Consider the following 14359-nt stretch of genomic DNA (forward strand, 5'->3'; position numbering starts at 1 on the left):
CGCACGGGGCCGCGAGTGCCGCGCGGCCGTGCCGAAGCGTCGTTTTCCCGCGATTTTTGAATCGCTGTGTGTCGTGTTCGCACACGGATACGTTGAGATACAAAGCGTCCGGACGGTTCGGATATAAAACCGGTGAAGCGATTCACACGGCGGCGCGGTGCCATGCGCTGCCGCCGCGAATGGCGAGAACCGATTGCCCGCACGTGCCGCGGGCCCTTTCCTTAGCGATCGACAATGGAGAACGAGTCATGCCTGATACCGTGAACACCCGCCGCCGCCTGATCCTGGGCTCGACGCTGGCGAGCCTGAGCCTGGCCGACCTCGGCTTCAGCGCACTCGCGCAGGCCCAGTCGGCGCCCGATGCATCCGCGGCGAAGCGCCCGGCCGGCGTCGCGTCGCTGGGCACGATCCACCAGATCGACGCGGGCGTGCTCAACGTCGGGTATGCGGATCTCGGCCCGAAGAACGGCCCCGTCGTGTTCCTGCTGCATGGCTGGCCGTACGACATCTACAGCTACGCGGACGTCGCGCCGCTGCTCGTCGCGGCCGGCTATCGCGTGATCGTGCCGTATCTGCGCGGCTACGGCTCGACGACGTTCCGCTCGGCCGATACGGTACGCAACGGCCAGCAGGCGGTGACGGCCGTCGACATCGTCGCGCTGATGGACGCGCTGAAGATCGACCGCGCGGTGTTCGGCGGCTACGACTGGGGCGCGCGCACGGCCGACGTCATCGCGGCGCTGTGGCCGCAGCGCGTGAAGGCGCTGGTGTCGGTGAGCGGCTACCTGATCGGCAGTCAGGCGGCGAACGCCAAGCCGTTGCCGCCGCAGGCCGAATTCCAGTGGTGGTATCAGTTCTATTTCACGACGGAGCGCGGCGAACTCGGCTACGCGCAGAACCGCGAGGCGTTCAACAAGCTGATCTGGCAACTCGCGTCGCCGAAGTGGCAGTTCTCCGACGAAACCTATGCGCGCTCGGCCGCATCGTTCCGGAATCCGGATCATGTGGCCGTCGTGATCCACAACTATCGCTGGCGTCTCGGGCTCGCGAAGGGCGAAGCGCAATACGACGACATCGAGCGGCGTCTCGCGGCGGGGCCTGCGATCGCCGTGCCGACGATCACGATGGAAGGCGACGCGAACGGCGCGCCGCATCCGGAGCCGGCCGCGTACGCGAAGAAGTTCACCGGCAAGTATCAGCACCGGACCATCACCGGCGGCATCGGCCACAACCTGCCGCAGGAAGCGCCGCAGGCTTTCGCCGATGCGGTCCTGCAAGTGGAGCATCTGTGATGCGGGCCCGTGTAGGGCTGGGGCCGCACGGTGTGCGTCGTGCGCTCGTCGCGGGTGTGCTGCTGGCCGGCGCGTGGTCGGCGAGCGGGCCGGCCGCGTTCGCGGAACAGCCGAAACCGGCCGCGGCCGCGTCGCCGATCTACGGCGTGACGATTCCGCCCGGCTACCGGAAGTGGGAGATGGTCGCGCCGGCCGAAGAGGCCGCCCCGCTCGACGAGCTGCGCGTGGTGCTCGGCAACCCGGTCGCGATCCGCGCGCTCGAACAGGCGACGCTGCCGTTTCCGGACGGCACGATCCTCGTGAAGCTCGCATACAAGCGCAAGCAGTCCGACGAGTTCGCGCCCGCGACGGTGCCCGGCCAGGCGACGACCGTGCAGGTGATGGTGAAGGATTCACGCCGTTACGCAGCGACGGGCGGCTGGGGATTCGGGCGCTTCGTCAACGGCGTGCCGGCCGACATCGGCCAGCATCAGACGTGCTTTGCGTGCCATCAGGCGCGGGTAAAGAACCACGACTACGTGTTCACGCGGCTCGCGCCATGACGTGACACGGCGGTGTGAAGGCGAAGGAAAGGCGTGCCCCGCGAGGCACGCCTTTTTTCGTGGTGCGTAGCGCGAGGCGAAACGAATCCCCTCGGCAAACGGGTTTGTATCGCTCTGTATCTGCAGCCGCTTCTGAAAAACTGGCATGCAGAAAGCCCGGTTTCGGAAACATGCCGGATACGTGCGCGGGTTCTACTGTCGACATGCAGCAAACGTTCGGTGCCAGACGTTCGCACCGGATGCCTAAGTGATCGACCACCCAACTTCGTTCAAGGAGAAATCTCATGAAAGCCGCTCGAATCCTCGCCGTTGCCGTTCTCGCCGTCGCCCCCGCACTGTCGTTCGCCGATACCGGCCACGGCCTCACGCGTGCCGAAGTGCGCGCCGACCTCGTCCGTCTCGAGAAGGCCGGCTACAACCCGGCCGGCAGCGAAGCGCATTACCCGGACGACATCGCCGCCGCAGAGCATGCCGTCGCGGCTGCCGAGCAGGTCGCGCGTTCCGACCAGAACGGCCCGTCGAAGTCGCAAGACGACAACGTGGCCGATGCGTCGACGCCGGCCGGCCATCGCGATGCCGCGCCGTCGCGTGCCGCACGCAACGCCGCCGACGACCTGTACGCGCATTCGTGATCTCGCGTCGCGCCTGCCGCATGCAGGCGCGGCCGCTCAGACAGTACTTCACTTCAACGACACGATTAAGAAAGGAGCATGACGATGGCCGGTTTGATGAAACGCGCTCTGGTATCCGCCGCGATGATCGGCGGACTGTTCGGTGCGGTCGCGGCGCAGGCCGCGCCGAAGGAAGACCTGAAGGGCACCAACGTCGTGCTCGTGCATGGCGCGTTCGCCGACGGGTCGAGCTGGAACCGCGTGATTCCGCTGCTCGAGGCGCGCGGCCTGCACGTGGTGTCGGTGCAGAATCCGCTGAGCTCGCTCGCCGACGATGCGGCCGCGACGAAGCGCACGATCGATGAACAGAAGGGACCGGTCGTGCTGGTCGGCCATTCGTGGGCCGGCGTCGTGATCAGCGATGCGGGCAACGACGACAAGGTGAAGTCGCTCGTATACGTCGCGGCGTTCGCGCCCGACAACGGCCAGTCGATCGCGGACGTCACGCAGGGGCTGCCGGCGCCGTCATGGGCCGGCGAGCTGCGCCAGGACGCGGGCGGTTTCGCGCGGCTGTCGGACAAGGCGATCGCGCAGGATTTCGCGCCGGATCTGCCGCCCACGCAGCAGCGCCTCGTTGCCGCGACCCAGGGGCCGTGGTATGGCGGGTGCATCTCGGAGAAGGTCACGCAGGCGGCGTGGCATGCGAAGCCGTCGACGTTCGTGGTCGCGACGCAGGACCGGATGATCGACCCGAAGCTGCAGGAGGCAATGGCGAAGCGGATCGGCGCGACGGTCACGCGCGTGAATGCCAGCCACGTCGCGATGCTGAGCCAGCCGAAGGCCGTGGCCGACGCGATCATTGCCGCCGCCGAGCGCGCGAAGCAGGATACGCAGTGAGCGAATGCGGCGCCGCGCTGTCGTGAGGCGGCGCGGCGCCGCGTGATCGTGATGTCTTTTCACCAGGAGAAGTCATGACCGAACTCTGGCAACTGTCGGCAACCGAGCTCGCGAAACGCGTGCGGCAGCGCGACGTATCGGCGCGCGAAGTGGCGGACGCGGTGCTCGATCGTCTCGATGCCGTGAATCCGGCGATCAACGCGGTGGTCGAACATCGTCCCGACGACGTGCGGCGGCAGGCCGACGAAGTCGATCGTGCGATCGCGCGCGGCGAGGATCCGGGGCCGCTCGCGGGCGTCCCCGTCACCGTGAAGATCAACGTCGATCAGGCTGGCTTTGCGACGACCAACGGCACCCGCCTGCAGCGCGACCTGATCGCGCGTGCCGACAGCCCGGTGGTCGCGAACATCCGGAAGGCTGGCGGGGTGTTGCTCGGCCGAACCAATTCCCCGACGTTCGCACTGCGCTGGTTCACGTCGAATCGCGTGCATGGTCACACGCGCAATCCGCGCAATCCGTCGCTGACGCCGGGCGGATCGAGCGGCGGCGCGGCGGCGGCGGTGGCTGCCGGAATCGGCCCGCTCGCGGTCGGCACCGACATCGGCGGCTCGGTGCGCTACCCGGCCTATGCGTGCGGCGTGCACGGGATACGGCCGTCGCTCGGCCGCGTGCCGGCGTTCAATGCGTCGTCGCCGGAGCGGGCGATCGGCGCGCAACTGATGTCGGCGGCCGGGCCGATCGCGCGCACGATCGACGATCTCTCGCTCGCGCTGCGGGCGTTCTCCGCGCCGGACCCGCGCGATCCGTGGCACGTCGCGGTGCCGTTCGACGGGCCCGAGGTGGCGAAGCGCGCGGCGCTGTGCGTGCGGCCGCGCGGCCTGGCGGTCGTGCCCGAAGTCGAGGCCGCGTTGCGCGATGCCGCGCGCCGGCTCGTCGATGCCGGCTGGATCGTCGACGAGATCGACGATACGCCGCCGATGCGCGAGGCTGCGCTGCTGCAGGAGCAGCTTTGGCTCGGCGACGGGTTCGACGCGCTGGCGAATGCCGCGGAGCAAGACGGCGATCCGGGTGCGGCCGCGGTGATCGCCGCCGTGCGTGGCAAGGTGCGCGATCTGCCGGCGGATGTGATCAGCCGGGCGCTGGTCCGGCGCACGACGTTGACGCGGCAATGGCGGCTGTTTCTAGATGAATATCCGGTGCTGTTGCTGCCCGTTTCATCGGAACTTCCGTTTCCCGACGATCTCGATCGGCAAGGGCCGGAAGGGTTCGATCGCGTGTGGGAAGCGCAGCTCACGTTGCGCGCGCTGCCTGCGATGGGGCTGCCGGGGCTGGCCGTCACGACTGCGCTCGTGAACGGCGTGCCGGTGGGCGTGCAAGTGGTCGCCACGCATCATCGCGAGGATCTGTGTCTGCTTGCCGGACGCGATATCGAGGCGCGTGGGGTGCCGGTTGTGCCCGTCGACCCGGTGGTATGACATCCTGAAGAACCCATGCATCGGCGAGGCTCGGTGGCTTCGCCGGCGCATTTCGGATTCCATGACGATGCGCCGAATGCCGCGCTGATCGTTCTTTCCCTTCCTTTCAAACCCCTTCGATGTACGCCATCGAACGGTCATCGTCTTCCATTCTCAACCCGCCATCAACCGCGCACCGATAGCGCGCGTCTGCTATTGCATTCCCCGCGGCGCTGATTAGGAAATGAATTTTTATTGGTTCTGCTTCCCCGGCCGCACTCGCATAGTGGCGTTGACGGCTATAGACAGCACGCAAGCTGCAACAGCCGCATTCCCGGTGTCTTTGTTCATACGAATCTGAGAATACAAGGAAGTGTCATGACGGTTGAACTGCAAGAACGAACCGCTGCGCAACAGGCGCTCGAAGACGCGCGCGCGGCGGCCCTGGCGGCCGGCAAGCCCTACGCGGGCGGCGTTGCGCCGGAAACCGCGTGGGCGTTGTTTTCGGCGGGCGACGCCGTGCTGGTGGACGTGCGCACGACCGAGGAACGGAAATTCGTCGGCTACGTGCCGGAGTCGCTGCACGTGCCGTGGGCGACCGGTACGAGCCTGACGCGCAACCCGCGCTTCGTGCGCGAACTGGAAGCGAAGACCGGCAAGGACGCGGTCGTGCTGCTGTTGTGTCGCAGCGGCAACCGTTCGGCGCAGGCGGCCGAGGCCGCGGCGAAGGGCGGCTTCACGCAGGTTTTCAATGTGCTCGAAGGCTTCGAGGGCGACCTCGACGAGCGGCAGCATCGCGGCGGCCAGAACGGCTGGCGTTTCCGCGGCCTGCCTTGGGCGCAGGATTGATTCACGGCGGTTACGGGGAGAAAGCAGCATGGCCGCATTCGATATCGACGACATCGTTCAATCGCTGCAGACGGTGCGTCGCGCATGGCGCGAAAAGCAGCGGCGTTCGCTCGAACCCGGCGGGCGCGATTTGCCGGCGCGCGAAGCGCTCGCGCAGATCGTCGGCGCACTGAAAGGCGTGCTGTTCCCGATGCGGCTCGGGCCGCCCGACCTGCGGCAGGAGAGCGAGAACTTCCACGTGGCCCACGCGCTCGACGCGGCGCTGAATGCGTTGCTCACGCAGGTGACGCTCGAATTGCGCTACGCGGCGCGTCACCGCAATGCCGACGGGCCGGCAGACAACCTCGACGAAGTCGCGTCGAAGGCCGTGCAGGCATTCGCCGCGCGCTTGCCGGAGATTCGCCGGCTGCTCGACAGCGACGTGCTGGCAGCGTTCCACGGCGATCCGGCGGCCGGCAGCGTCGACGAGGTGCTGCTGTGCTATCCGGGCATCCTCGCGATGATCCATCACCGGCTCGCGCACGAACTGTACGGGCTCGGCCTGCCGCTGCTCGCGCGGATCATCGCCGAGCAGGCACATGCGGAAACGGGCATCGACATTCATCCGGGCGCGCGCATCGGCGCGGGCTTCTTCATCGACCACGGCACGGGCGTCGTGATTGGCGAGACGGCGATCATCGGCGAGCGCGTGCGCGTGTACCAGGCCGTCACGCTCGGCGCGAAGCGCTTTCCGCGCGATGCGGCCGGCCATCTGGAGAAAGGGCTCGCACGCCATCCGATCGTCGAGGACGACGTGGTGATCTATGCGGGCGCAACGATCCTCGGCCGCGTGACGATCGGGCGCGGCGCGGTGATCGGCGGCAACGTGTGGCTCACGCAGGACGTGCCGGCCGGCGAAAACGTCACGCAGGCCGTGCTGCGCAGCGAAGCGAACGCCGCGCCGCGCACGGCGGCGCGCGTCGCCTAGGAGGCGCGATGAGCGACCTCATCCATCACTTCGGCGCCACCGTGCGCAAGCTGCGCGAAGCGCGCACGTGGTCGCAGGAGCAACTGGCCGAGCATGCGGGGCTGAACCGCTCGTACGTCGGCGAGATCGAGCGCGGCGAGGCGATCGCGTCGATCGTCACGGCCGACAAGATCGCGCGCGCGTTCGACGTGTCGATCTCGACGCTGCTGCCGGGCGCGTACGTCACCTGAGGCCGCTCGCACCGTTTCCCCTTTCGGGTGCACGACCTGACGGCTATAGCATGTTGAGCCGGCAGGGGCGTGCTTCCGATAATCACCCAGCGTCATAAGCAATCCCGTTTTTCATCTTAAGAACCCGGAGCCACACATGTCGACCGTTGCAAGCGGCACGGCTGCGCTGAGCGATCACGCCGCCCGCCAACTAGCGAACGCTACCAAGACCGTCCCCCAGCTTTCCACGATCACGCCGCGATGGCTGACCCATCTGCTGCAATGGGTGCCGGTCGAGGCCGGCATCTATCGCCTGAACCAGGTGAAGAACCCGGAAGCCGTGCGTGCCGCGTGCACGCAGCTCGAGGACGAAAGCGTGCTGCCGCAGACGTTCGTGCCGTACGAGGAACAGCCGCGCGAGTACTTCCTGAACGCGGTGAGCACGGTGCTCGACGTGCATACGCGGATCTCCGATCTTTACAGCAGTCCTCATGACCAGATCAAGGAACAGCTGCGCCTGACGATCGAGACGATCAAGGAGCTGCAGGAAAGCCAGCTGATCAACAACCCCGACTACGGGCTGCTCGCGAACGTGACCGACGAACAGCGGATCTTCCCGCTGACGGGCGCGCCGACGCCGGACGATCTCGACGAGCTGCTGACGAAGGTGTGGAAGGAGCCGGCATTCTTCCTCACGCACCCGCTCGCGATCGCCGCGTTCGGCCGCGAATGCACGCGGCGTGGCGTGCCGCCGCCGACGGTCAGCCTGTTCGGCTCGCAATTCCTGACGTGGCGCGGCATTCCGCTGATTCCGTCGGACAAGGTGCCGGTCGCGGACGGCAAGACCAAGATCCTGCTGCTGCGCGTCGGCGACAAGCGTCAGGGCGTCGTCGGCCTGTATCAGCCGGGCGTCGCGGGCGAGCAGGGGCCGGGCCTGTCGGTGCGCTTCATGGGGATCAACAACCAGGCGATCGCGTCGTACCTGATCTCGTTGTATTGCTCGCTCGCGGTCCATTCGCCGGATGCGCTGGCTGTCCTCGATGACGTCGAAATCGCCAAGTTCCATGACTATCCCGACACCTACCGTTAATCCCGGCCTGGCCGGCGGCGACGCGCACGCGTTGCCGCATGCGCCGCTGCCGGCCGGCTTGCCCGACCCGGCGACGCTCGCGCGGCTCGCGTCCGAGTTCTTCGCGACGCCGCCCGGGCAGGCCACCGCGCCCGGATTGTCGGCGGGCAGCGGCGCGGTCGGCGGCGTGCCGTCGGCCTTGCCCGCGACGGCGCCGATTCTCGCGTCGGTGAGCAACCCGGTGCCGGGCGGTTCGCCGCTCGCGGGCCCGGGCGGGGCGGGCACCGGCATACCGGGGCTCGCGCTGCCGCAAGGCAAGGTACCCGGTGCGAACCTCGCGCCGTCCGCGCCGACGCACGTGCTGTCGCTCGGCAACCGTGCACCCGCGCTCGCGCCGCATGCGGCCGCGCAGAACGGGCTGCCCGACAACGTCGTATCGATCGCGCCCGCGCTCGAGCCGCGCGTCGGCGGCGCGGCGCTCGGCGTGCCGCAGGTGAATGCGCCGGCACCGGAAGGCGCGGCGAAGGCGTCGCCGTACTACTTCACCGACGGTTCGCTGCAGGGCTGGCAGGGGACGCCGCAGGACATCGTCGTGCCGTCGAACGGCCTCGCGTCGCCGGAAGCGTTCGGGTTGCCGGGCGACGACGCGCTGCGCGCGCTGCTCGCCGTGCAGCGCGACGTGCCGGTGTCGCATGCATCGGGCGCATCGGGCGCGGATGTGCCGCGTTATTTCATCGACGATGCGCACGCAGCCGAGCCGCAAGGCCAGCTGTATCGTGGCGCTCATCCGCCGTTCGACGTGAACGCGATCCGCCGCGATTTCCCGATCCTGCACGAGCGCGTGAACGGCAAGCAGCTCGTCTGGTTCGACAACGCGGCGACGACGCACAAGCCGCAGGCCGTGATCGACCGCCTCGCGTACTTCTACGCACACGAGAACTCGAACATCCACCGCGCGGCGCACGCACTGGCCGGCCGCGCGACGGATGCGTACGAGCATGCACGGGAAACGGTGCAGCGCTTCATCGGCGCATCGTCGCCCGACGAGATCGTGTTCGTGCGCGGCACGACCGAGGCGATCAACCTGATCGCGAAGACGTGGGGCGTGCAGAACGTCGGCGAGGGCGACGAGATCGTCGTGTCGCATCTCGAGCATCACGCGAACATCGTGCCGTGGCAGCAGCTTGCCGCGCTCAAGGGCGCGAAACTGCGCGTGATTCCGGTCGACGATTCTGGGCAGGTACTGCTCGACGAATACCGGAAGCTGCTCAACGATCGCACGAAGATCGTGTCGGTCACGCAGGTGTCGAACGCGCTCGGCACGGTCGTGCCGGTGAAGGAGATCGTCGAGCTTGCGCATCGCGCGGGCGCGAAGGCGCTGGTCGACGGTGCGCAGTCGATCTCGCACATGCGTGTCGACGTGCAGGCGCTCGATGCGGATTTCTTCGTGTTCTCCGGGCACAAGATCTACGGGCCGACCGGGATCGGCGTGGTGTACGGCAAGCGCGCGATCCTCGACGACATGCCGCCGTGGCAGGGTGGCGGCAACATGATCGCGGACGTGACGTTCGAGCGCACGGTGTTCCAGCCGCCGCCGAACCGTTTCGAAGCCGGCACCGGCAACATCGCGGATGCGGTGGGGCTCGGCGCGGCGCTCGACTACGTGAACCGTGTCGGCATCGAGAACATCGCGCGCTACGAGCACGATCTGCTCGCGTATGCGACGAGCGTGCTCGCGCCGGTGCCGGGCGTGCGGCTCGTCGGTACCGCGCGCGACAAGGCGAGCGTGCTGTCGTTCGTGCTGAAGGGCTATGAAACCGAGGAAGTCGGGCAGGCGCTGAACGAAGAGGGCATTGCGGTGCGCTCGGGGCATCACTGTGCGCAGCCGATCTTGCGGCGCTTCGGGCTCGAAGCCACGGTGCGGCCGTCGCTCGCGTTCTACAACACGTGCGACGAAGTCGATGCGCTGGTGAGTGTCGTCAGGAGGCTGGCGGCGCGGCGTTGACGTTGTCGTTGCGCTGATGTTGACGTTGCCCGCTTGCGGCGGCCTTCGCGGGCCGCCGCAAGCGTTTTTATGCTACCCGGTCAGAAGCGCACGACCGGCTTCTGCTCGACACTGAACCCGTCACGCAGCACGCACGCCGAATCGGCGAAGTAGCGGCGGATCTCCGACAGCAGATCGGTGTTGCCGCGTCGGCAGAACACGACCCCCGATCCCTCCTCCGTCAACAGCTCGTCGATCAGCGATTCGGGTTGCCCGATATCGGCGAGATGGACATTCTGCACGCCGTGTGCGAGCGCATCGAGCGCGTCCCGTACGCACGGCGCCGCGTCGGCGGCCGGATGCTCGGCGAGCCATTGCTCCAGCTCCGTGATGCCGTACAGCCCGACGAGCTCGCCAAGTTCGTGCAGCAACCCTTTGTCGACCATCATCACCAACGAGACGGCGCACGTGCGTTGCGCGAGCAGGCTGCCGAGCCGTTCAGGGCGCAGCAGGCAGTCGCGACCCGCGTCGTCTGGTGCGACCGGCATCACGACGGGCACCAGTCCGTTGTCGAGCAACGCGTTCAACGCGGTGACGTCGAACCGCGCGACCGTGCTCGTGTTCGCGCTGTCGGGTACGGCGCTGGCGACGAGCAGGCCGCCGTCGTGACCGTCGATGCCGATTGCCCGCGCGCCGTGGCTGCCGATCAGGCGCGCGAGTTCATGGTTGATGCCGGTCATGGCGGCGTGCACGGTGTGGATCGATTGCGTACCGGACGTGGACGGCGCGCTCTGGACGACGATCGGACGGATGCCGGTGAGCGCGAGCAGCGCGACATCCTGCGCGAAGGCCGAGCGCGTGTGGACGTCGCTGGCGGCACCACCGTCGACGATGACGACGGTCTGTCCGTGCAGCGCCTGCATGAACGGCAGTGAGCGGGCCAAGCCGGCCACGCGTCGAGTGGGAGTGTCAGGGTCTGGGAACATTGGCGTTCGAAAGGATGAAGGGGATACCTGTCGTTGCGCGACGCTCGATCAAACAGTGCGTTGCATGAGTCGGCGAATCTCGTCGGGCGTTTGTGCGTCGCGTGACGCTTGCCGGATCGCGCGTTCGCCGAACCATCGCGCGGCGTCGGCGAGCAGTTCGAGGTGTGCACGGTCGTCCGCGTGCGGCAGCACCAGCACGACGAATTCGCGCACGGGCTTGCGGTCGGGCGCGTTGAACGTGAACGGGTATCGCGCGCGGACGAACAGCGCGACGGCCGAACCGATCCCGTCGACGCGCGCATGCGGAATCGCGACGCCCTGGCCGAGGCCGGTCGAGCCGAGTTGTTCGCGCTTGATCAGTTCGGCCCGGATCCGTTCCGCGGATACGCCGCTGTCGCGTGCGACATGGTGAGCGACGAGGTCGAACAACTGGATTGCACTTTCCACCGGTACGTCGAGCAGGATATTGTCCGGCGGACAGGCGTCGGCGAGCGCGGTCGCGAACGGCGTGCCACCGCGTTGCTGAGGGCGGTCGGATTGGCCGCCGACGGCGGCCTGATGCGTTTGCATGCGGATCTCTCCGTGTCGGAATGACAGGGGAATCCTAGACAAACCCGCGTAAAGACGGTGTCAGATACGCGGGGGCCGGGCATTAAAATATCGTATCGAGCGCCGATGCCGCCGCGCGCGATACGGACACCTCAGGTTCCCGACAGCACGAACGGCAGCGTCGTCAGCAGAAACACTGAAATGCCGACGACCGGCGCGCCCGATGCGATTGCCGCGAACGCCACGATGGCACTTGCCAGCACGAGCGTTCTCGACACCCGGCGGTGTCGGCCGTGCGCCGTCGTCCGGTCCTCGCGCAGAGCAGGGGTTCGCGCGCCGATCACGTGTTTCCAGAACGTCAAGCCCAGCATCATTCCTTTGCTCCTGTATGAAAGACGATCGAGACGGGGCGCGCGCGGCTTCGGAAGCGAGAATCCCCATGAATAAAATCAGTGATGCAAAATAAATGGATCGGATCGGCAGACCGATGACGTGCCGTTACGCGGAACGTGTCGCACGCATTGCGATGTGCGATGCGGGACGACCGCATCGACGTCGTGTTCAAGCATGCACGGGAAGGGCCACGGCGCGCACCGTCCGCCTGTCGGCGGGACGGTGGCTCGGGAAGGAGACGCAGGCGTCCGGCCTGTCAGGCGGAGAAGCAACCCGGAGGACGAGGACTTCGGATGCGCATGGCGCGTGCTCGGTAGTGGATGGCGAATCCATTCTAGCGAACGGATGCGCGGGCGCAAGTAAAAAGGTCGTAAAGGTGGGTGAATCGCCGGTTACGCACGCGCCGGAGACGGGGTGCGTCGGGCCGGTATGGCCGGTGAGCGTTCGAGACGGACGAGTACGCCGCGAATCAACGTCCGGCCAGCATCCGCCCACCCACTGCCATCAGCAACAGTCCGGCGGCCGTATCGAGCGCGGCCTTGCGCCGGACCAGCAACCGGCGCACCGACGGACGCGACGCGAGCAGCGCCATCGTGCAATACCACGCAGCCGGGGTCGCGACCGACAGCACGACGACCGACAGATCGACCCACGCCGGCGCATGGGCCGGCGCCCTCAGCGCGAAGATACTGCCGTAGAATGCGACGGACTTCGGGTTCGTCATGCTGGCGACGTAGCCTTTTCTCGCCGCGCGCCAGTCGGACGTCGCGGCCGGTGCGGCAATCGGTCCGCCGGCAATCGTATTGCGTCGCGCCAAAGTACACAACGCGTGACGACTTTCGTCGCCACGCGTTGCAGGGTCCTGCGCGGCCGCACGCACGCCGGCGAACCGGCGCGCACGCTGCTGCGTCGTCAGAAATCGAACCCCGGCCCGCCCGCACCCGGGCCGCCCGGTGCGGCGGCCGGCGCCGCATCCTTCGGCGCTTCGTACACGGTCGCATCGGTCGTCAGCAGCAGCCCGGCCACCGACGCCGCGTTTTGCAGCGCGGTGCGCGTGACCTTGGTCGGATCGAGCACGCCCGATTCGACGAGATCGCCGTACTCGCCCGTCTGCGCGTTGTAGCCGAAATTGCCCGTGCCTTCCGCGACCTTCGCGACGACGACGCTCGCTTCCTCGCCCGCATTCGTGACGATCTGGCGCAGCGGTTCCTCGAGCGCGCGCAGCACGATCTTGATGCCCGCGTCCTGATCGGCGTTCGCGCCCTTCAGTTCGCGGATCGCCTGCCGCACGCGGATCAGCGCGACGCCGCCGCCCGGCACGATGCCTTCCTCGACGGCCGCGCGCGTGGCGTGCAGCGCGTCGTCGACGCGATCCTTCTTCTCCTTCACCTCGATTTCGGTCGCGCCGCCGACCTTGATCACCGCCACGCCGCCCGCGAGCTTCGCGACGCGTTCCTGCAGCTTCTCGCGATCGTAGTCGGAGGTGGCCTCTTCGATCTGCACGCGGATCTGCTTCACGCGCGCTTCGATGTTCTTCGCATCGCCCGCGCCGTCGATCACCGTGGTGTTTTCCTTGCCGACCTCGATGCGCTTCGCCTGGCCCAGTTCGGCCAGCGTCGCCTTCTCGAGCGTCAGGCCCGTTTCCTCGGCGATCACCTGGCCGCCGGTGAGGATCGCGATGTCCTCGAGCAGCGCCTTGCGGCGATCGCCGAAGCCCGGCGCCTTGACCGCGACCGTCTTCAGGATGCCGCGGATGTTGTTCACGACGAGCGTCGCGAGCGCTTCGCCTTCGACGTCTTCCGCGATGATCAGCAGTGGCCGGCCCGACTTGGCGACCTGTTCGAGCACCGGCAGCAAGTCGCGGATGTTCGAGATCTTCTTGTCGTGCAGCAGGATGTACGGGCTTTCGATCTCGGCGATCTGCTTGTCCGGATTGTTGATGAAATACGGCGACAGGTAGCCGCGATCGAATTGCAGCCCTTCGACGACGTCGAGCTCGTCGGCGAGCGACTTGCCGTCCTCGACCGTGATCACGCCTTCCTTGCCGACGCGGTCGATCGCTTCCGCGATGCGCTGGCCGATCGACTCCTCGCCGTTCGCGGAGATCGTCGCGACCTGCGCGATTTCCTTGCTCGTGGTGGTCGGCTTGCTGATCTTCTTCAATTCCTCGACGGCCGACGTGACGGCCTTGTCGATGCCGCGCTTCAGGTCGAGCGGATTGAGCCCGGCCGCCACGTATTTCTGGCCTTCACGGACGATCGCCTGCGCGAGCACGGTGGCCGTGGTCGTGCCGTCGCCGGCCGCGTCGCTGGTGCGCGACGCGACTTCCTTCACGAGTTGCGCGCCGATGTTCTGCAGCTTGTCCGCGAGTTCGATTTCCTTCGCGACCGACACGCCGTCCTTCGTGACGACGGGCGCGCCGAAGCTGCGTTCGAGCACGACGTTGCGGCCTTTCGGGCCGAGCGTGACCTTCACCGCGTTCGCGAGGATGTTCACGCCTTCGGTCAGCTTCGACCGTGCGATGTCGCTGAAAAGAATTTCCTTGGCTGCCATGATT

14 protein-coding genes and 1 pseudogene are annotated in these 14359 nt (G+C 67.4%); 10 read left to right on the top strand and 5 right to left on the bottom strand.

The window, feature by feature from the left end:
- Positions 1 to 248: 248 nt before the first annotated feature.
- The 10 genes from SY91_RS28515 to SY91_RS28560 all read left to right on the top strand — a co-directional run bounded on the left by SY91_RS28515 (position 249) and on the right by SY91_RS28560 (position 9895).
- The gene (locus SY91_RS28515; RefSeq protein ID WP_023475396.1) at positions 249 to 1292 is read left to right on the top strand and encodes an alpha/beta fold hydrolase; all 1044 of its coding nucleotides are present in this window, start codon (positions 249 to 251) and stop codon (positions 1290 to 1292) included.
- Positions 1292 to 1834, top strand: coding sequence for a cytochrome P460 family protein (locus SY91_RS28520; RefSeq protein ID WP_011694552.1), 543 nt, complete (start codon positions 1292 to 1294; stop codon positions 1832 to 1834). The genes SY91_RS28515 and SY91_RS28520 overlap by 1 nt, the downstream gene beginning before the upstream one ends.
- 284 nt (positions 1835 to 2118) lie before the next feature.
- Positions 2119 to 2466 carry a DUF4148 domain-containing protein gene (locus tag SY91_RS28525; protein ID WP_006479766.1) on the top strand — a complete coding sequence of 116 codons (348 nt, stop codon included), beginning with the start codon at positions 2119 to 2121 and terminating at the stop codon, positions 2464 to 2466.
- 84 nt (positions 2467 to 2550) lie between these two features.
- Positions 2551 to 3342, top strand: coding sequence for an alpha/beta fold hydrolase (locus SY91_RS28530; RefSeq protein WP_023475398.1), 792 nt, complete (start codon positions 2551 to 2553; stop codon positions 3340 to 3342).
- 74 nt (positions 3343 to 3416) lie between these two features.
- Positions 3417 to 4817: an amidase family protein gene (locus SY91_RS28535; protein ID WP_023475399.1), complete on the top strand. Its 1401-nt coding sequence runs from the start codon at positions 3417 to 3419 to the stop codon at positions 4815 to 4817.
- Positions 4818 to 5174: 357 nt separating this feature from the next.
- Positions 5175 to 5645, top strand: a complete 471-nt coding sequence (locus SY91_RS28540; protein ID WP_006479763.1) for a rhodanese-like domain-containing protein — start codon at positions 5175 to 5177, stop codon at positions 5643 to 5645.
- A 28-nt stretch (positions 5646 to 5673) separates the two neighbouring features.
- Entirely contained in the window at positions 5674 to 6612 is a 939-nt protein-coding gene (gene epsC / locus SY91_RS28545; RefSeq protein WP_011694557.1) for a serine O-acetyltransferase EpsC, read from the top strand.
- Positions 6613 to 6620: 8 nt separating this feature from the next.
- A complete protein-coding gene (locus SY91_RS28550) occupies positions 6621 to 6842 on the top strand; it encodes a helix-turn-helix domain-containing protein (protein ID WP_006484517.1) in 222 nt (73 codons plus the stop codon).
- Positions 6843 to 6978: 136 nt separating this feature from the next.
- Positions 6979 to 7911 (top strand): family 2A encapsulin nanocompartment shell protein, encoded by a 933-nt coding sequence (locus SY91_RS28555; RefSeq protein ID WP_006479760.1) that lies wholly within the window; start codon positions 6979 to 6981, stop codon positions 7909 to 7911.
- Positions 7886 to 9895, top strand: a complete 2010-nt coding sequence (locus tag SY91_RS28560; protein ID WP_185921254.1) for a family 2A encapsulin nanocompartment cargo protein cysteine desulfurase — start codon at positions 7886 to 7888, stop codon at positions 9893 to 9895. Before SY91_RS28555 ends, SY91_RS28560 begins: the two co-directional genes overlap by 26 nt.
- A gap of 80 nt (positions 9896 to 9975) precedes the next feature.
- Here the strand turns inward: SY91_RS28560 and SY91_RS28565 are convergent, their stop codons facing one another.
- The 5 genes and pseudogenes from SY91_RS28565 to groL form a co-directional block, all read right to left on the bottom strand.
- Positions 9976 to 10860 (bottom strand): acetylglutamate kinase, encoded by an 885-nt coding sequence (locus SY91_RS28565; RefSeq protein WP_185921255.1) that lies wholly within the window; start codon positions 10858 to 10860, stop codon positions 9976 to 9978.
- 48 nt (positions 10861 to 10908) lie between these two features.
- The gene (locus SY91_RS28570) at positions 10909 to 11430 is read right to left on the bottom strand and encodes a PTS sugar transporter subunit IIA (RefSeq protein WP_185921256.1); all 522 of its coding nucleotides are present in this window, start codon (positions 11428 to 11430) and stop codon (positions 10909 to 10911) included.
- A 131-nt stretch (positions 11431 to 11561) separates the two neighbouring features.
- Positions 11562 to 11783, bottom strand: coding sequence for a hypothetical protein (locus SY91_RS28575; protein ID WP_006479756.1), 222 nt, complete (start codon positions 11781 to 11783; stop codon positions 11562 to 11564).
- A 488-nt stretch (positions 11784 to 12271) separates the two neighbouring features.
- Positions 12272 to 12589: pseudogene (locus SY91_RS28580) on the bottom strand (LysE family transporter); the annotation flags it as partial.
- 125 nt (positions 12590 to 12714) lie between these two features.
- On the bottom strand, positions 12715 to 14355 hold the full coding sequence (gene groL, locus SY91_RS28585; RefSeq protein ID WP_006479755.1) for a chaperonin GroEL: 1641 nt from the start codon (positions 14353 to 14355) through the stop codon (positions 12715 to 12717).
- Positions 14356 to 14359: the final 4 nt, after the last annotated feature.

It is taken from the genome of Burkholderia cenocepacia (assembly GCF_014211915.1).
Lineage (GTDB): Bacteria > Pseudomonadota > Gammaproteobacteria > Burkholderiales > Burkholderiaceae > Burkholderia > Burkholderia orbicola.

What these genes read in the sequence shown, in the direction of transcription:
- SY91_RS28515 (WP_023475396.1), top strand. Translation starts at nt 249, where the DNA reads ATGCCTGATACCGTGAACACCCGCCGCCGCCTGATCCTGGGCTCGACG.
- SY91_RS28520 (WP_011694552.1), top strand. Translation starts at nt 1,292, where the DNA reads ATGCGGGCCCGTGTAGGGCTGGGGCCGCACGGTGTGCGTCGTGCGCTC.
- SY91_RS28525 (WP_006479766.1), top strand. Translation starts at nt 2,119, where the DNA reads ATGAAAGCCGCTCGAATCCTCGCCGTTGCCGTTCTCGCCGTCGCCCCC.
- SY91_RS28530 (WP_023475398.1), top strand. Translation starts at nt 2,551, where the DNA reads ATGGCCGGTTTGATGAAACGCGCTCTGGTATCCGCCGCGATGATCGGC.
- SY91_RS28535 (WP_023475399.1), top strand. Translation starts at nt 3,417, where the DNA reads ATGACCGAACTCTGGCAACTGTCGGCAACCGAGCTCGCGAAACGCGTG.
- SY91_RS28540 (WP_006479763.1), top strand. Translation starts at nt 5,175, where the DNA reads ATGACGGTTGAACTGCAAGAACGAACCGCTGCGCAACAGGCGCTCGAA.
- epsC (WP_011694557.1), top strand. Translation starts at nt 5,674, where the DNA reads ATGGCCGCATTCGATATCGACGACATCGTTCAATCGCTGCAGACGGTG.
- SY91_RS28550 (WP_006484517.1), top strand. Translation starts at nt 6,621, where the DNA reads ATGAGCGACCTCATCCATCACTTCGGCGCCACCGTGCGCAAGCTGCGC.
- SY91_RS28555 (WP_006479760.1), top strand. Translation starts at nt 6,979, where the DNA reads ATGTCGACCGTTGCAAGCGGCACGGCTGCGCTGAGCGATCACGCCGCC.
- SY91_RS28560 (WP_185921254.1), top strand. Translation starts at nt 7,886, where the DNA reads ATGACTATCCCGACACCTACCGTTAATCCCGGCCTGGCCGGCGGCGAC.
- SY91_RS28565 (WP_185921255.1), bottom strand. Translation starts at nt 10,860, where the DNA reads ATGTTCCCAGACCCTGACACTCCCACTCGACGCGTGGCCGGCTTGGCC.
- SY91_RS28570 (WP_185921256.1), bottom strand. Translation starts at nt 11,430, where the DNA reads ATGCAAACGCATCAGGCCGCCGTCGGCGGCCAATCCGACCGCCCTCAG.
- SY91_RS28575 (WP_006479756.1), bottom strand. Translation starts at nt 11,783, where the DNA reads ATGATGCTGGGCTTGACGTTCTGGAAACACGTGATCGGCGCGCGAACC.
- groL (WP_006479755.1), bottom strand. Translation starts at nt 14,355, where the DNA reads ATGGCAGCCAAGGAAATTCTTTTCAGCGACATCGCACGGTCGAAGCTG.